The organism is Mycobacterium sp. 1164966.3 (genome assembly GCF_001665395.1).
Lineage (GTDB): Bacteria > Actinomycetota > Actinomycetes > Mycobacteriales > Mycobacteriaceae > Mycobacterium.
On sequence record NZ_LZSG01000044.1, the window covers coordinates 42,626 to 56,862 of the forward strand.

Below are 14,237 nucleotides of genomic sequence, written 5' to 3' on the forward strand. Positions count from 1 at the left end.
CCGTTATGAAAAAGTACACGTTGGCCGGCACCACCCTGGCGGTGGGTGCGGCGGCAATCAGCGGCAGCATTGCCAGCCCGAGCCGCACACCCGGCTGGTACGCGCTGGTGCGCAAGCCGTCGTACCAACCGCCCAGCGCCGCCTTTCCCGTCGTGTGGACCACGCTGTACGGCGATATCGCGGCCACCTCCGCGATAGCGATCGACCGATTTCGTGCGGCGGGCCGACACGATAATGCACGGCGCTACATCACCGCGCTGAGCGTCAACCTAGCGCTCAATGCCGGATGGAGTTGGCTGTTCTTCCGCTACCACAAACTCGGTGCGTCCGCACTTGGCGCCGCCGCGCTGACAGTCAGCAGCGCCGACCTGGCCAGGCGGGCCGCCGAAGCGGATCCGCGGGCCGGAGCCGCGCTGTTGCCTTACCCGCTGTGGTGTGCCTTCGCGACGGTGCTATCCACCCATATCTGGCGACTCAACCGCTGACATGCCAACGCTCTTGTGGTTTCGACGCGACCTGCGGCTGCGGGATCATCCGGCGCTGGCCGCTGCGGCCGACGGCGAGGAGGTGCTGGCCTGCTTCGTACTCGACCCGCGCCTGGTGGCTTCGTCGGGTCAGCGGCGGCTGCAGTTTTTGGGTGACTCGCTGCGGCAACTGCGCGACGACCTGGGTGGGCGGCTGTTGGTGACCAGTGGGCGCCCCGAGGAACGAATTCCTCTCGTCGCCAAGGAAATCAGTGCTTCCTCGGTGCACATCTCGGAAGATTTCGCGCCGTTCGGGCGGCGTCGCGACGAACGGGTGCGTGCGGCACTCGGTTCGGTGCCGTTGATTGCCACCGGATCGCCGTATCTGGTGTCCCCGGGCCGCGTCACCAAGGAGAACGGCACTCCCTACAAGGTGTTCACACCGTTTCTCCGTGCCTGGCGCGACGCCGGATGGCGAGAGCCGGCACGATCGGGCGCCGGGTCGGCACGCTGGCTGGACCCGGCGGACCTGAGCATCGACCCCTGCGAAATCCCTGATCCCGGAGCCACTCTCGCGTTCCCGGCCGGGGAGAACGCGGCACGCTCGCAATGGGCGGCGTTCGTCGCCGACGGACTCGGTCGCTATGCCCAGGGCCGTGACCGGCCCGACCTCGATGCCACCAGCGGCATGTCGGCGCATCTCAAGTTCGGCACCATCCATCCGCGCACCATGGTCGCAGATCTGGACCTGCGCCGCACCGGCCCGCAGAAATACCTGCGCGAGTTGGCCTTTCGTGACTTTTACGCAGCGGTGCTGAACCACTGGCCGGACAGCGCATGGCGCAACTGGAACAGCGACTTCGACGCCATCAAAACCGACACCGGCGCGGAGGCGAAGCGGCGTTTCGAGGCCTGGAAGGCCGGCCAAACCGGGTTCCCGATCGTCGACGCGGGGATGCGTCAACTACGCGCGACCGGTTTCATGCACAACCGGGCACGGATGATCGTCGCGTCGTTCCTGGTGAAGGACCTGCATCTGCCGTGGCAGTGGGGTGCCGGCTGGTTCATGGATCAGCTCACAGATGGTGATTTGGCCAGCAATCAGCACGGTTGGCAGTGGTGCGCGGGATGCGGCACCGACGCCGCGCCCTACTTCCGGGTGTTCAACCCGGCCACGCAGGCCGAAAAGTTCGATCCCTCAGGTGATTACATCCGGCGGTGGGTTCCCGAGCTGAGCGGCGCGACCGATGTCTTCTTGCGTAAAGGTGAACGTCCGCAAGGGTATCCGGAGCCGATCATCGACCATCGAGCCGAGCGGGCCGAGGCCCTGCGCCGCTACCAGAGCCTGGGCTGAACCGACTGCTATCGGGACGCCTTCTTGCGTTCGATGTCGGCCAGCGCGGCGGCCAGCTCGGCGCGCTGCGCTGCCGAGCTCTCCCAGGACAGCTTCCGGTTCTTGACGATCTTGGCCGGTGCGCCGACCGCGATCGAATAGTCGGGGATGACACCTCGCACCACCGCGTGCGATCCCAACACGCAGCCCCGCCCGATCGATGTGCCGCGCAGGATGGTCACCTTGGTGGCAATCCAGGTGTCCGGACCGATCCGCACCGGGGATTTGACGATGCCCTGGTCCTTGATCGGGACGTTGATGTCGTCCATCCGGTGGTCGAAGTCGCAGACGTAAACCCAGTCCGCCATCAGCGCCGAATCGCCGAGTTCGATGTCGAGGTAGCAGTTGATGACGTTGTCACGACCGAGCACCACCTTGTCGCCGAACCGCAGCGAGCCCTCGTGGGCGCGGATGGTGTTCTTGTCGCCGATGTGCACCCAGCGCCCGATCTCCAGCTGCGCCAGTTCGGGTGTGCAGTGGATCTCGACGCCCTTGCCGAGGAACACCATGCCGCGGGTGATGATGTGCGGGTTCTTGAGCTTGAACCTCAGCAGTCGCCAATACCGGACCAGGTACCACGGCGTGTAGGCCCGGTTTCTCAGCATCCACCTCAGCGATGCCAGGGTGAGGAAGTTCGCCTGGCGCGGATCCCGCAGCCGCGAGCCGCGCCAGCGGCGATGCAACGGCGCCCCCCACATGCTCGTCATGGCCGGAAAGCTTAGCCCGGCGCCGATGCGCGCCGGAACGGCGGGCTGAGTAGCCGGGCAATCAGGCACAGTCGGCGCCGATGCGCGCCGGAACGGCGGGGGAACCGCCAGTCGATCAGGCAGCGGCCAAGCTCCACGCGTTACCCTCACCTGTACTCGATAGCTGCTCATGACGAAGCGTGTATCGGAACGATACGAAAGGAATTTCGGAACCCTGCGAAAGCAAGAGGTGCTTGCGCGACGTCTGCTGGCGGCCGGTGTCGTGGTCGTGCTCGTGATCGGGCTCGGCGGCTGCGGCAACACCGACGCGTGGGTGGACGCGGCACCCGCGCAGGGCTGGTCCGCTCAGTACGGCGATGCCGCCAACAGCAGCTATACCTCCACGAACGGCGCGACCAGGCTGGCATTGCGCTGGACGCGCTCGGTCAAGGGCAGCTTGGCTGCCGGGCCGGCGCTGAGCGCGCGCGGTTATCTGGCGCTCAACGCGCAGACGCCGGCCGGATGTTCGCTGATGGAGTGGGAGAACAACGAGAACGGCCGGCAACGCTGGTGTGTCCGGCTGGTCCAGGGCGGCGGCGTGGGCGGGCCGTTGTTCGACGGATTCGACAACCTGTACGTCGGTCAGCCGGGAGCGATGGACTCTTTTCCGCCGACCCAATGGACCCGCTGGCGCCAGCCGGTGATCGGGATGCCGTCCACCCCGAGATTTCTGGCGGGCGGTCGACTGCTCGTCACTACGCACCTGGGACAGGTGCTCGTCTTCGACTCCCACCGCGGTGTCTCGGTCGGCCCGCCGCTGGATCTGGTGGACGGTGTCGACCCCACCGACGCCACCCGCGGATTGGCCGACTGCGTGCCGGCGAAGCAGGGCTGCCCGGTCGCGGCCGCTCCCGCGTTCTCCGCGGCGAGCGGGACGGTGGTGCTTGGTGTCTGGCAGCCGGGCGCGTTGGGCGCGGGGCTGGTAGGGCTGAAGTACCACCCGGGACAGACACCATTGCTGACTCGGGAATGGACCAGCGACGCCGTCACCGCCGGGGTTCTGGCCAGCCCCGTGTTGTCCGCCGACGGGTCAACCGTCTACGTCAACGGCCGCGACCAGCGGCTGTGGGCATTCCGCGCCGCAGACGGGAAAACCAAGTGGTCGGTGCCGCTGGGGTTTCTGACGCAGACGCCGCCGGCGGTCACGCCGAACGGTCTCGTCGTGTCCGGCGGCGGCCCGGACACGCGGCTGGTGGCGTTCCGGGACGCCGGAGACCACGCCGATCCGGCCTGGCGCCGCGACGACGTCACTCCGCTCTCCACGTCGAGCCTGGCCGGAAGCGACGCCGGTTATGCGGTGGTCAGCGGGCCACCGCGAGACAACGCGCCGGGAATGTCGTTGCTGGTGTTCGATCCGGCCAACGGCCACACCGTCAATAGCTATCCGCTGCCGTCGGCCACCGGATATCCCGTGGGGGTTTCGGTGGCCAAGGATCGCGCGGTGGTGACCGCCACCAGCGACGGCCAGGTCTACAGCTTCGCGCCGGCGGCCTAGTGCCGAGCAGACGCAAAATCCCGTCAAAACAGTCAATTTCGGGGGATTTTGCGTTCCCCCGCAAGCGGGTGGGCCCACACCGCAGGTAGGGGAGTGCCCCCAGCTCGCCGTTAAATCGCGAGCGGCGGGATGGAGCTGCGCGGCACCTGGGCCTGGGTCGCGCCGGCGAACGACGGCAACAGCTCGCCCGGCGAGAAGTAGAAGATCAGCGCGTCGTCGGTGATGGCGAAGTTCTGGTAGTGCGACGAGTCCAGGCCCGACGACGGCGATATCGCGGCGCCCAGCGCGTTCTCGTGCTCCAGCTCGCGCTGGACGATCGGGAAGATACTTTCCAGTGGGGCGGTGCCGGGAGCGAACAGCGTGTCGAATGTGATCGGCTGCTTGGTCCCCAGGTGGTAGTTGAACGCCTTGAACCAAGTGGACGGCCGCGTCCCACCCAGATCCTGGAAGAACTTGAGCACCACGCTGCGAGTGTTGTGCGGGGGTTGCCCGGCGCTGTGCTCCTCGCTGGTGGCGTCCATCTGGTAGGGGTGATCACGCGCCCCGGACCCCTCCGCGACGTTGACGAACCCGTCGCGGTTCTGCGTGATGTAGTCGGTCAGCGCCTGCTCGTCGGGATAGTCCGTCGGGAACGTCATGTTGAGCGTGTACGTCGGGCCGGACGCATGCAGACGGCAGGTCTGAGCGGCCACGATGGTGCCGCCCAAGCCGGTGCACGACGGCGGCTCAGCCGCAGCCGGACACGCGGTCCAGACCGCGAAAGCCAGCAGCGCGGCCGCTGTTGAATAACGCATTGTCGAGTTGTCCTCGCAGACTCGAGGGGTGCCTGGAAGAGATTGCCGTCAGCTTACCGGTCGCTACCGCGAGGGTAGGCAGACGAAGACGGTCGCGTGACTTGCCGGCCCTGAACCTATGCGGGTGATCACCGCGGACAGCTGCCGGTCGCCCCGCAGCCGCAGCCGCCGCCGCAGCGCGTCGGGGTCCACCTGCACACCGCGGACCAGGATTTCGAGTGCACCACAGTCCAGCGCTGTCAGTGCCTGCCGCAGCCGGCGCTCGTCGAACGCCAGCTCTTCGAGCACCTTGAAGCCCCGCACCCCCGGCGGCAGCCGGTCTCCGGACAGGTAGGCGATGTCGGGGTCGAGCTGCCACAGCCCGTGCCGCGCGCCGTAGTGGCGGACCAGACCCGCGCGCACCACAGCGCCGTCGGGGTCGACGATCCATCGCCCGGCGGGCCGCACCGGGCAGTCGTCCGGCTCGGCGTCGGTGATCTGCTCGTCGCTGTCCAGGATGCTGGCCCGGCGGTGCACACCAGGCGCGGCCAGCCCCGCTGACCACAGGCACGCCTCGCGGACCGAACCGCGAAACGACGTCACCTCGATTTCCCCGTCGAATCCCAGCCGCTTCAGGTGCTCGAAATCGATTCCGGGGGAACACTTTACGACCAGGTCCCGTCCGCGGTTGCGGTCCATCAACTCCCCCAGGCCAGGCTGATAGTCGTCGGGGTTGAAATGCCGCCGCCCGCCGCTGCGACGCGCGGGGTCGACGACAACGACCGCGTCGCGGGTCACCGGGGCCAGTGCGTCGGCGCGCAACAGGTTGGCCGCGGGACCCAGGTTGTGCCGTGCCATCGCCAGCCGCACCGGATCGATATCGCTGCCCACGGCTTGAGTTCCCGCGGCGAGCAGCGCCGCCAGTTCGGTGCCGACGGAACAGGTGGAGTCGTGCACCGGACCACCGTGTCGGGCCAGGCGGGCGGCCCGGTGCCGGGCTACCGGCGCAGCCGTGGCTTGCTGCAGCGCCTCGTCGGTGAACAGCCATTTGGACATGTCATACGTTGGCCCCAGCTCAGCCAGTTTGAATACCGCGCGGCGGCGCAGCAGCGTCGTCTCCACCAGCACCGGCGCCCGTTCGCCGAACCGGGCTCGCGCCGCGGCGGTATCGGCTAGACGGGTGGACTCCGTCAGCGAGAGTTCAGCGACCGCTTGCAGAGCCGCGGCACCCGATTCGGACCGCAGGTATCTGACGTCCTCCGTGCTGAATTTGATTGCCCGGCTCCTCCTCGGGCCGCTGGACGGCCCGCATCGTCGCCGTGCTGAACCGCGTCGGGGCTCCGGCTCAAGACGGCTTGACCCCGGTGATCATCACGTTGTAGAACCAGCCTTTCGGCACCAGGCGACGCCATACGTTGGAGTCCATCCAGCTCAGCGTCTTCCAGCTGGTGAAGGCGAACTTCGCCCACCCCCAGCCCAGCTTGCCCGGCGGCACCGTCGACTCGAAGGTGCGCAAGGGCCATCCCAGCATGGCGGCGGTGAACTCTTCGGTGGCGGTGTCGACCTGGACGGCACCGGCATTGGTCGCCATCGTTTCCAGGTCTTTGGGATCAAAGGTGTGCAGGTCGACGACCCACTCGAGGGCCGCCGCACGAGAGTTCTCGTCGATCTCGGCCTGTGGACGGCGCCAGGCGCCCAGCCCGGGCAGCTTTACCGCGCGGATGGTGACATTCCACGTCAGATCCGCGAGCGCACGAGCGTATCCATTGCCGACGTTGGTGGGCTCGCCGGCGAAGACGAACCGGCCGCCAGGCTTCAGCACGCGCAGCACCTCACGCAGCGACAGTTCGACGTCGGGAATGTGGTGCAGCACCGCGTGCCCCACCACCAGGTCGAAGGTGTTGTCGTCGTACGGGATGCCCTCGGCGTCGGCAACCCTGCCGTCGATGTCCAGACCGAGCGATTGCCCGTTGCGGGTCGCGACCTTGACCATTCCGGGTGCGAGATCGGTGACCGAGCCGCGCCGCGCCACCCCGGCCTGAATCAAGTTGAGCAGGAAGAACCCACTCCCGCAGCCCAGTTCCAGGGCCCGGTCGTAGGGCAGCTCACGGGTGACCTCATCAGGCACGACGGCGTCGAAGCAGTGGCGAGCGTATTCGACACACCGCTGGTCGTACGAGATGGACCACTTCTCGTCATAGCTCTCGGCTTCCCAGTCGTGGTAGAGCACCTGGGCCAGCTTGCTGTCGTGCCGTGCGGCTTCCACTTGCTCCGCGGTGGCATGCGGGTTGGGCGCCGCGTCGGTCGAACTCGTCGTCATGAATGGCTAGCCTAACCGCCGGTCCGTCCGGTCCCGTCAGCCGCCGTCCTGACCAGCGGCGAACACCTCGACATAGCGGTCGCGTTCGGCCGCTAGGCGCTCGGCGGGCGCTAGCTCCCAGAGGGCATTGATCCCGGCCTTGGCGGCGGCCAGCGCGTGCGGGGGTCCGTCCAGGAAGCGGCGCGCCCAGGCCGCGGCGCCGTCGTACACGTCGTCGGGAGCCACCATCTCGTCGATCAGGCCGAACGCCATGGCCTCCTTGGCGTCGAAGAAGCGTCCGCTGAACACCAGCTCCTTGGCCCGGCTGTCGCCGGTAGCGCGGGTCAAACGGGCCATCCCGTCACCACCGGGAACCAGGCCGGCCAGGATCTCGGTGGCGCCGAACTTCACGTTGTCGCCGCTCACCCGCCAGTCGGCGGCCAGCGCCAGCGTCAGGCCAGCGCCCAGTGCGTATCCGGTGATCGCGGCGACCGTCGGTTTCGGCATCGTCGCGACGGCGTGGATGGCCGCGCGCCGGACCCGGTCGGCGGTGCCGGCCTCCGCGGGGCTCAGCGTCCGCAGTTCTGCCATGTCATCGCCGGCCGAGAAAATCTCGTGGCCGCCGAACAGGATCACCGCGGCCACGTCGTCGCGCCGGCCCAATTCGTCTGCCGCAGCGGCAATTTCGCGGTAGACCTGACGGGTCATGGCGTTGGTGGGCGGCCGCGACAGCAGCAGCATCGCCAGACCGGCGTCCTGTGAGCCGTCACTGACCACGACGCTGACGAACTCGCTCACAGCGGCCACCCCATGGTTCCGCCTTTCTTGCGGGCGGCGTGGTAGCGGTCGGAGTCGAAGAACTCGAAAATCCAGTTGTCGCCTTGGATTTCCAGATGCGGTTGCACCGCGACGATCTGACGCTCCACGGCCAGGATGTCGGCGACGGTGCGGCCGGCCAGCGAATCGAGCTGCGTCCAAGTCGGCGGCAGCAGGAAGTTGCGGCCGGCTTCGAAGTCCGCGATGGCGGCCTGCGGCGACATCCATTCGGCACGGTCGGATTCGGTGTTCTCGCCGTCGGCACGCTGGCCTTCGGGCAGCGCTCCAACGAAGAAATAGGTGTCGTAGCGACGCGTCAGCTCGGCCTCCGGGGTGACCCAATTCGCCCACGGCCGCAACAGATCCGAGCGCAGCACCAGGTTTTCCCGACGCAGGAAGTCCGCGAAGGACAGCGATCGATCGGCCAGCGCCTGCCGGGAATCGCGATAGATCGAGGCATCACGCACGATTCCTGCCGGATCGTTGGCCGGCCCGGCGAACAGCACCCCGGACTCCTCGAACGTCTCCCGGGCCGCGGCGCAGACCAGCGCCTCGGCCAGGTCGGGTTCGATGCCGAAACGCTGCGCCCACCAGTCCGGCGGCGGTCCGGCCCACGCGATATCGGCGTTGCGGTCGCGGTCGTCGACGCCACCGCCGGGAAACACCATCACCCCGGCGGCGAACTCCATCGCGGAATGTCGGCGCATCAGGAACACGCTGACGCCTGCTGCGGCATCCGGCTCGGCGTCGCGGACGAGCATCACCGTCGCGGCTGGTCGTGGCGTGAGTGGCGTCTGGGTTGCGTTCATGACGGCCTCCGGTGGGCTGCGCGGGTGCGGACCCGCCTGGCGAAATAGCGTCCGTCGACGACGTCCAGGGCGATCGACTGACCGAAGGCGATGGACAGGTTTTGGGCGGTCAGCACTTCGGGCAGTAAACCCGCGGCCACCACCTTTGCCTCCGAGAGCAGCATGCAGTGGCTGAAGCCGGGCGGCACCTCCTCCACATGGTGGGTGACCAGCACCAGCGCCGGCGCGTCGGGGTCGGCGGCCAGGTCGGTCAAACGCGCCACCAGCTCTTCGCGCCCGCCGAGGTCCAGCCCGGCCGCGGGCTCGTCGAGCAGCAGCAACTCGGGGTCGGTCATCAGCGCCCGGGCGATCAGCACCCGTTTGCGCTCGCCTTCCGACAGCGTGCCGTAGGTACGGTCAGCCAGGTGCTCGGCGCCCAGGCTCTCCAGCATGTCGACCGCGCGGCGGTAGTCGACATCCTCGTAGCGCTCCCGCCACCGGCCCAGCACCGCGTAGCCGGCTGACACGACCAGGTCGCGGACCAGCTCGTTGTCGGGCACCCGTTGCGCCAGCGCCGACGAGCTCAGCCCGATCCGCGCGCGCAGTTCGGAGACGTCGACGCGGCCGAGCCGCTCGCCGAGCACGTAGGCCGCTCCCGACGACGGGTGTTCGGTGGCCGCGGCGATGCGCAGCAGCGACGTCTTACCTGCCCCGTTGGGACCGATGATCACCCAGCGCTCGTCGAGCTCGACGGTCCAATCGACGGGACCGACCAGAACACGGCCACCGCGGCGCAGCGAAACGCCTCTGAAATCGATCAGCAGATCCGGGTTGACGGTTTCGAGGCCGGTTTCGGGCACCCGATCATCGTGCCGTATGCCCGGCGAACAGACGCAAGCCCCCATCCGTAACCGCGAGCGTGCGCATATGCACGGGATTTCGCCGTCTTTGGCGTACATTTGCGCACCCTCGCGGCAGGGAAGGTGCGCGCTACCGCGGGGGGATCTCGACGCGGCGGACCACGCCGTCGACCGCGTCGGCGGCCTCGATCTCGCCGCGGGTAACACCCAGCAAGAACAGCACCGTATCCAGGTACGGATGGCTCAACGACGCGTCGGCCACCGCGCGCAGCGCCGGCTTGGCGTTGAAAGCCACGCCCAGCCCCGCGGCCGCCAGCATGTCGATGTCGTTGGCGCCGTCGCCGACGGCGACCGTCTGCTCCATCGATACCCCGGCCTGTTCGGCGAAGTCGCGCAGCGCCTTGGCCTTGCCGGCCCGGTCGACGATCGGCCCCACGACGCGCCCAGTCAGCACCCCGTCGACGATCTCCAGCTCGTTGGCGGCGACGAAGTCCAGCATCAGCTCGTGCGCCAGCGGATCGATGACCCGCCGGAATCCCCCCGACACGACGCCGCACCGAAAACCCAAGCGCCGCAACGTCCGTAGCGTAGTACGTGCACCAGGCATGAGCTTCAGCTGAGCGGCGACCTCGTCGAGAACGCTGGCCGGCATGCCCGCCAAGGTGGCCACGCGCTGCACCAGCGACTCGGCGAAATCCAGCTCGCCGCGCATCGCGGCCTCGGTGATCGCCGCGACCTTGCCTTGGGCGCCCATCCGGGCTGCCAGCATTTCGATGACCTCGCCCTGGACCAGCGTCGAATCGACGTCGAACACGATTAGCCTCTTGGCGCGCCGGTCCAGCCCGTAACTCTCGACCGCCACATCGACCTGTTCTTCGGCGGCGACCCTGGTCAGCGCGGTCTTCAGCTCGTCACCGGCCTTCGGCGGCGCCGACACGCGCAGTTCCAGCCCGGTAACCGGATAGTCCGAAACGCCGCGGATCAGGTCGATGTTGACGCCGAGCGCGGCGGCCTCGCGGGCCACCGCGGCGAACGCCTCGGCGGTGATGGGCCGGCCCAGCACCATGATGATGTGGGTCGAGGGCTCCCGGATGATCGGCAGGTCGTCGCTGCGCTCGATCGTGACATCCAGGCCCACCTGGTGAATCGCGGCCTCGACATCGCGCCGCAGCGCGGTGTCCTCGGCTACGTCCGTGGCCACCGACACCAGCACCCCTAGTGTGAGACGGCCGCGGATCACCACCTGTTCGACGTTGAGCAGCTCGACCTTGTGCTGCGAGAGCACGTCGAAAAGCGCGGACGTGACACCTGGCTGGTCCGCGCCGGTGACGGTGATCAGCACCGACACCCTGGGTGGCGAGTTCACTCGCGGAAGCCGCTACTGCTTACTCGTCGAGCGGTCCGGTTCGGTCCGTGGGCCGAATCCCTTGGGCGACTCGCCGGCAGTGGCGTGGCGCCCGATGTGGGCCTCTGCGCGGAGTCGCTCCACCATGTGCGGGTAGTGCAGCTCGAACGCCGGCCGCTCGGAGCGGATGCGGGGCAGCTCGGTGAAGTTATGCCGCGGCGGCGGGCAGCTGGTGGCCCACTCGAGCGAATTGCCGTAGCCCCACGGGTCGTCGACGGTTACCACCTCGCCGTAGCGCCAGCTCTTGAAGACGTTCCACACGAACGGCAGCATCGACGCGCCCAGAATGAACGCGCCGATGGTCGAGACGACGTTGTACGGTATGAAGCCGTCGCTCTTCAGGTAGTCCGCGTAGCGGCGTGGCATGCCCAGGTCGCCGAGCCAGTGCTGCACAAGAAACGTGGTGTGGAAACCGATGAACGTCAACCAGAAGTGCAGCTTGCCCAGCCGTTCGTCGAGCAGTCGACCGGTCATCTTGGGGAACCAGAAGTAGGTGCCGGCAAACGTCGCAAACACGATCGTTCCGAACAACACGTAGTGGAAGTGGGCGACCACGAAATAGCTGTCGGTGACGTGGAAGTCCAGCGGTGGGCTGGCCAGTATCACACCGGTCAGGCCACCTAGCAGGAAGGTCACCAGGAACCCGACCGAGAACAGCATAGGCGTCTCAAATGTCAACTGGCCCTTCCACATGGTGCCGATCCAGTTGAAGAACTTGATCCCAGTGGGCACCGCGATCAGATATGTCATGAAGGAGAAGAACGGAAGCAGGACGGCTCCGGTGGCGAACATGTGGTGCGCCCAAACCGCCACCGACAGCGCGGCGATCGACAGCGTCGCGTATACCAGCGTGGTGTAGCCGAAGATCGGTTTGCGGGCAAACACCGGGATGATCTCGGTGACTATGCCGAAAAACGGGAGGGCGACGATGTAGACCTCGGGATGCCCGAAGAACCAGAACAGGTGCTGCCACAACAACACTCCGCCGTTGGCGGGGTCGTAGACGTGTGCGCCAAGGTGGCGGTCGGCGGCCAGCCCGAACAGCGCGGCGGTCAGCAGCGGGAACGCGATTAACACCAGGATTGACGTCACCATGATGTTCCAGGTGAAAATCGGCATCCGGAACATGGTCATGCCGGGGGCGCGCATGCAGACCACCGTGGTAATCATGTTGACCCCGCCCAGGATGGTGCCCAGACCGGCGACGATCAGGCCCATGATCCACAGGTCGCCGCCAGCCCCGGGCGAGTGGATGGCGTCGGTTAGCGGGGTGTAGGCGGTCCAGCCGAAGTCGGCCGCCCCGCCGGGCGTGATGAAGCCGGCCATCCCGATTATGCCGCCGAACGCAAACAACCAGAATGAGAAGGCATTCAGTCGCGGGAATGCCACATCGGGGGCGCCGATCTGAAGCGGCAACACGAGATTTGCGAAGCCGAACACGATCGGGGTCGCGTAGAACAGCAGCATGATCGTGCCGTGCATGGTGAACAGCTGGTTGTACTGCTCATTCGACAGGAACTGCAGACCCGGCACGGCCAACTCGGTGCGCATCAACAGCGCCAATAACCCGCCGATGAAGAAGAAGATGAAGCAGGTGACGCAGTACATGATGCCGATCAGCTTGTGATCGGTGGTGGTGATCAGCTTGTAGACCAGGTTCCCTTTGGGACCCGTCCGAGCCGGGTAGGGACGGACGGCTTCGAGTTCTCCCAACGGGGGCGCTTCGGCTGTCAACAGCTCCTCCAAACATCCGTCCCGGATAGAGGCCTAAAAGCCAAGAGGCCCCAAAAAACCAACACTGCCCAGAATCTTAGCCTTCGATGGGGTCAGTGGAAGGTTTGGTCCTACAAACTGTCGTAATCCCTTCTGACGTGCGTTCGGCCCGTTTCGGCGGAGGGGGCCGGGGCGAGCGGATGTTACCGTCGGACCCGTGCGTTTCGGCCGGATGCGACTCATGTCAGCAGCCTCGGTAGCCGCGGCGGCGGCGATTCTGACGTGCAGCGCGTGCGGGTCCGATCACCCTCCCAAGCCGTCGCGGTCAGTGCCTACCCCGACGACCCAGATCGCGGGGGCCGGCGTGCTGGGTAACGATCGCAAGTCCGACGAATCGTGCGCGCACGATGCCGCCGCCCCGGACCCGGGACCGCCGACCCGTCCGGCCCACAATGCCGAGGGCGTCACACCCGACGTCGTGCAGGTGCCGTCCGACCCGCAGCGCATCGTGGTGCTTTCCGGCGACCAGCTCGACGCGCTGTGCGTGCTGGGTCTGCAGTCGCGGGTCGTCGGCGCGGCGCTGCCGGACGGCTCGTCCGGTCAGCCGTCCTACTTGGGCAACGCGGTGCACGGGCTGCCCGGCGTGGGGACCCGCGGCTCCCCCGACCTGAACGCCATCAAGGCCGCCCACCCCGATCTGATCCTCGGCTCGCAGGGCTTGACGCCGAAGTTGTATCCGCAGCTGGCGGCGATCGCTCCCACGGTGTTCACCGGGGCACCGGGCGCAGGCTGGCAGGACAACCTGCGCGGTGTCGGTGCGGCCACCGCGCGCGGCGCCGCAGTCGACGGGCTGATCGCCGGCTTCTCCCGACGGGCCAGCGAGGTCGGGTCCAAGCATGACGCGGCGCACTTCCAGGCCTCGATCGTCGAGCTGACCGACAACACCATGCGCGTGTACGGGTCCAAAAACTTTCCGGCCAGCGTGCTTGTCGCGGTCGGGGTGGACCGGCCCGCGTCACAGCGGTTCACCGACAAGGCCTTCATCGAATTCGGCACCACCGACGCCGACCTGGCCAGGTCGCCGGATTGGTCGGCCGCCGACGCCGACATCATCTATGTGTCCTGCACGTCATCTGCAGTGGCGGAGCATGCCGCGACCATCTTCGACAGCGACCCGTGGCGCAAGCTCTCCGCCTATCGCGACAACCGGGTCTTCGTCGTCAACGACGAAATCTGGCAGACCGGCCAGGGTTTGATTGCCGCGCGCGGCATTGTCGACGACCTGCGCTGGGTCAACGCGCCGATCAATTAGGCGAGCCCCGATCGGCCGACGCTGGCTTGGCACAACGTGGAACGCGCCCTGGTGGCCTTAACCAGCGAGGGCAAGTCCCGGTCCGAGGCGGCCCGTGCCGCAATTCTGGAGGCAGAGCGCGCACATCGACGGGCTCGATTGCGGAAGAGGCCGAAGCGCTGCGCGACGACCCC

The 14,237-nt window shown here is 67.4% G+C and carries 13 protein-coding genes; 4 read left to right on the forward strand and 9 right to left on the reverse strand.

The genetic code is table 11. The features are described 5' to 3' along the window. The first annotated feature begins 5 nt into the window (after nucleotides 1–5). Both A9W99_RS15980 and A9W99_RS15985 read left to right on the forward strand, forming a co-directional pair. On the forward strand, nucleotides 6–485 hold the full coding sequence (locus tag A9W99_RS15980) for a TspO/MBR family protein (RefSeq protein ID WP_067379835.1): 480 nt from the start codon (nucleotides 6–8) through the stop codon (nucleotides 483–485). 1 nt (nucleotide 486) lies between these two features. Then, nucleotides 487–1,818, forward strand: coding sequence for a deoxyribodipyrimidine photo-lyase (locus tag A9W99_RS15985; RefSeq protein ID WP_067379838.1), 1,332 nt, complete (start codon nucleotides 487–489; stop codon nucleotides 1,816–1,818). Between the two features lie 8 nt (nucleotides 1,819–1,826). Here A9W99_RS15985 and A9W99_RS15990 read toward each other — a convergent pair whose 3' ends face one another. Then, complete coding sequence (locus A9W99_RS15990) at nucleotides 1,827–2,564, reverse strand: acyltransferase (RefSeq protein WP_067379841.1); 738 nt, start codon at nucleotides 2,562–2,564, stop codon at nucleotides 1,827–1,829. 169 nt (nucleotides 2,565–2,733) lie between these two features. Between A9W99_RS15990 and A9W99_RS15995 the strand changes: the two genes are divergently transcribed. Then, nucleotides 2,734–4,098: a PQQ-binding-like beta-propeller repeat protein gene (locus tag A9W99_RS15995; protein WP_067379843.1), complete on the forward strand. Its 1,365-nt coding sequence runs from the start codon at nucleotides 2,734–2,736 to the stop codon at nucleotides 4,096–4,098. A gap of 110 nt (nucleotides 4,099–4,208) precedes the next feature. On the opposite strand, the gene A9W99_RS16000 is transcribed toward A9W99_RS15995, so the two are convergent. The 8 genes from A9W99_RS16000 to ctaD all read right to left on the reverse strand — a co-directional run bounded on the left by A9W99_RS16000 (nucleotide 4,209) and on the right by ctaD (nucleotide 12,773). Then, nucleotides 4,209–4,892 carry an esterase gene (locus A9W99_RS16000; protein WP_067379845.1) on the reverse strand — a complete coding sequence of 228 codons (684 nt, stop codon included), beginning with the start codon at nucleotides 4,890–4,892 and terminating at the stop codon, nucleotides 4,209–4,211. 63 nt (nucleotides 4,893–4,955) lie between these two features. Beyond that, on the reverse strand, nucleotides 4,956–6,146 hold the full coding sequence (locus A9W99_RS16005) for a class I SAM-dependent methyltransferase (RefSeq protein WP_216639737.1): 1,191 nt from the start codon (nucleotides 6,144–6,146) through the stop codon (nucleotides 4,956–4,958). A gap of 70 nt (nucleotides 6,147–6,216) precedes the next feature. Continuing rightward, the gene (locus A9W99_RS16010; RefSeq protein ID WP_067379851.1) at nucleotides 6,217–7,191 is read right to left on the reverse strand and encodes a class I SAM-dependent methyltransferase; all 975 of its coding nucleotides are present in this window, start codon (nucleotides 7,189–7,191) and stop codon (nucleotides 6,217–6,219) included. A 36-nt stretch (nucleotides 7,192–7,227) separates the two neighbouring features. Further along, nucleotides 7,228–7,968: an enoyl-CoA hydratase gene (locus A9W99_RS16015; protein ID WP_067380816.1), complete on the reverse strand. Its 741-nt coding sequence runs from the start codon at nucleotides 7,966–7,968 to the stop codon at nucleotides 7,228–7,230. Continuing rightward, nucleotides 7,965–8,795: an NUDIX domain-containing protein gene (locus A9W99_RS16020; protein WP_067379854.1), complete on the reverse strand. Its 831-nt coding sequence runs from the start codon at nucleotides 8,793–8,795 to the stop codon at nucleotides 7,965–7,967. The genes A9W99_RS16015 and A9W99_RS16020 overlap by 4 nt, the downstream gene beginning before the upstream one ends. Then, on the reverse strand, nucleotides 8,792–9,652 hold the full coding sequence (locus A9W99_RS16025) for an ABC transporter ATP-binding protein (RefSeq protein WP_172828898.1): 861 nt from the start codon (nucleotides 9,650–9,652) through the stop codon (nucleotides 8,792–8,794). The genes A9W99_RS16020 and A9W99_RS16025 overlap by 4 nt, the downstream gene beginning before the upstream one ends. 112 nt (nucleotides 9,653–9,764) lie before the next feature. Further along, on the reverse strand, nucleotides 9,765–11,000 hold the full coding sequence (serB, locus tag A9W99_RS16030; protein ID WP_067379860.1) for a phosphoserine phosphatase SerB: 1,236 nt from the start codon (nucleotides 10,998–11,000) through the stop codon (nucleotides 9,765–9,767). 12 nt (nucleotides 11,001–11,012) lie between these two features. After that, entirely contained in the window at nucleotides 11,013–12,773 is a 1,761-nt protein-coding gene (gene ctaD / locus A9W99_RS16035; protein ID WP_067380819.1) for a cytochrome c oxidase subunit I, read from the reverse strand. Between the two features lie 220 nt (nucleotides 12,774–12,993). Here ctaD and A9W99_RS16040 point away from each other — a divergent pair, with 220 nt between their 5' ends. Then, on the forward strand, nucleotides 12,994–14,064 hold the full coding sequence (locus A9W99_RS16040) for an iron-siderophore ABC transporter substrate-binding protein (RefSeq protein ID WP_371514966.1): 1,071 nt from the start codon (nucleotides 12,994–12,996) through the stop codon (nucleotides 14,062–14,064). Nucleotides 14,065–14,237 lie beyond the last annotated feature (173 nt).

What these genes read in the sequence shown, in the direction of transcription:
- A9W99_RS15990 (WP_067379841.1), bottom strand. Translation starts at nt 2,564, where the DNA reads ATGACGAGCATGTGGGGGGCGCCGTTGCATCGCCGCTGGCGCGGCTCG.
- A9W99_RS15995 (WP_067379843.1), top strand. Translation starts at nt 2,734, where the DNA reads ATGACGAAGCGTGTATCGGAACGATACGAAAGGAATTTCGGAACCCTG.
- A9W99_RS15980 (WP_067379835.1), top strand. Translation starts at nt 6, where the DNA reads ATGAAAAAGTACACGTTGGCCGGCACCACCCTGGCGGTGGGTGCGGCG.
- A9W99_RS16020 (WP_067379854.1), bottom strand. Translation starts at nt 8,795, where the DNA reads ATGAACGCAACCCAGACGCCACTCACGCCACGACCAGCCGCGACGGTG.
- A9W99_RS15985 (WP_067379838.1), top strand. Translation starts at nt 487, where the DNA reads ATGCCAACGCTCTTGTGGTTTCGACGCGACCTGCGGCTGCGGGATCAT.
- A9W99_RS16000 (WP_067379845.1), bottom strand. Translation starts at nt 4,892, where the DNA reads ATGCGTTATTCAACAGCGGCCGCGCTGCTGGCTTTCGCGGTCTGGACC.
- A9W99_RS16040 (WP_371514966.1), top strand. Translation starts at nt 12,994, where the DNA reads ATGTCAGCAGCCTCGGTAGCCGCGGCGGCGGCGATTCTGACGTGCAGC.
- A9W99_RS16010 (WP_067379851.1), bottom strand. Translation starts at nt 7,191, where the DNA reads ATGACGACGAGTTCGACCGACGCGGCGCCCAACCCGCATGCCACCGCG.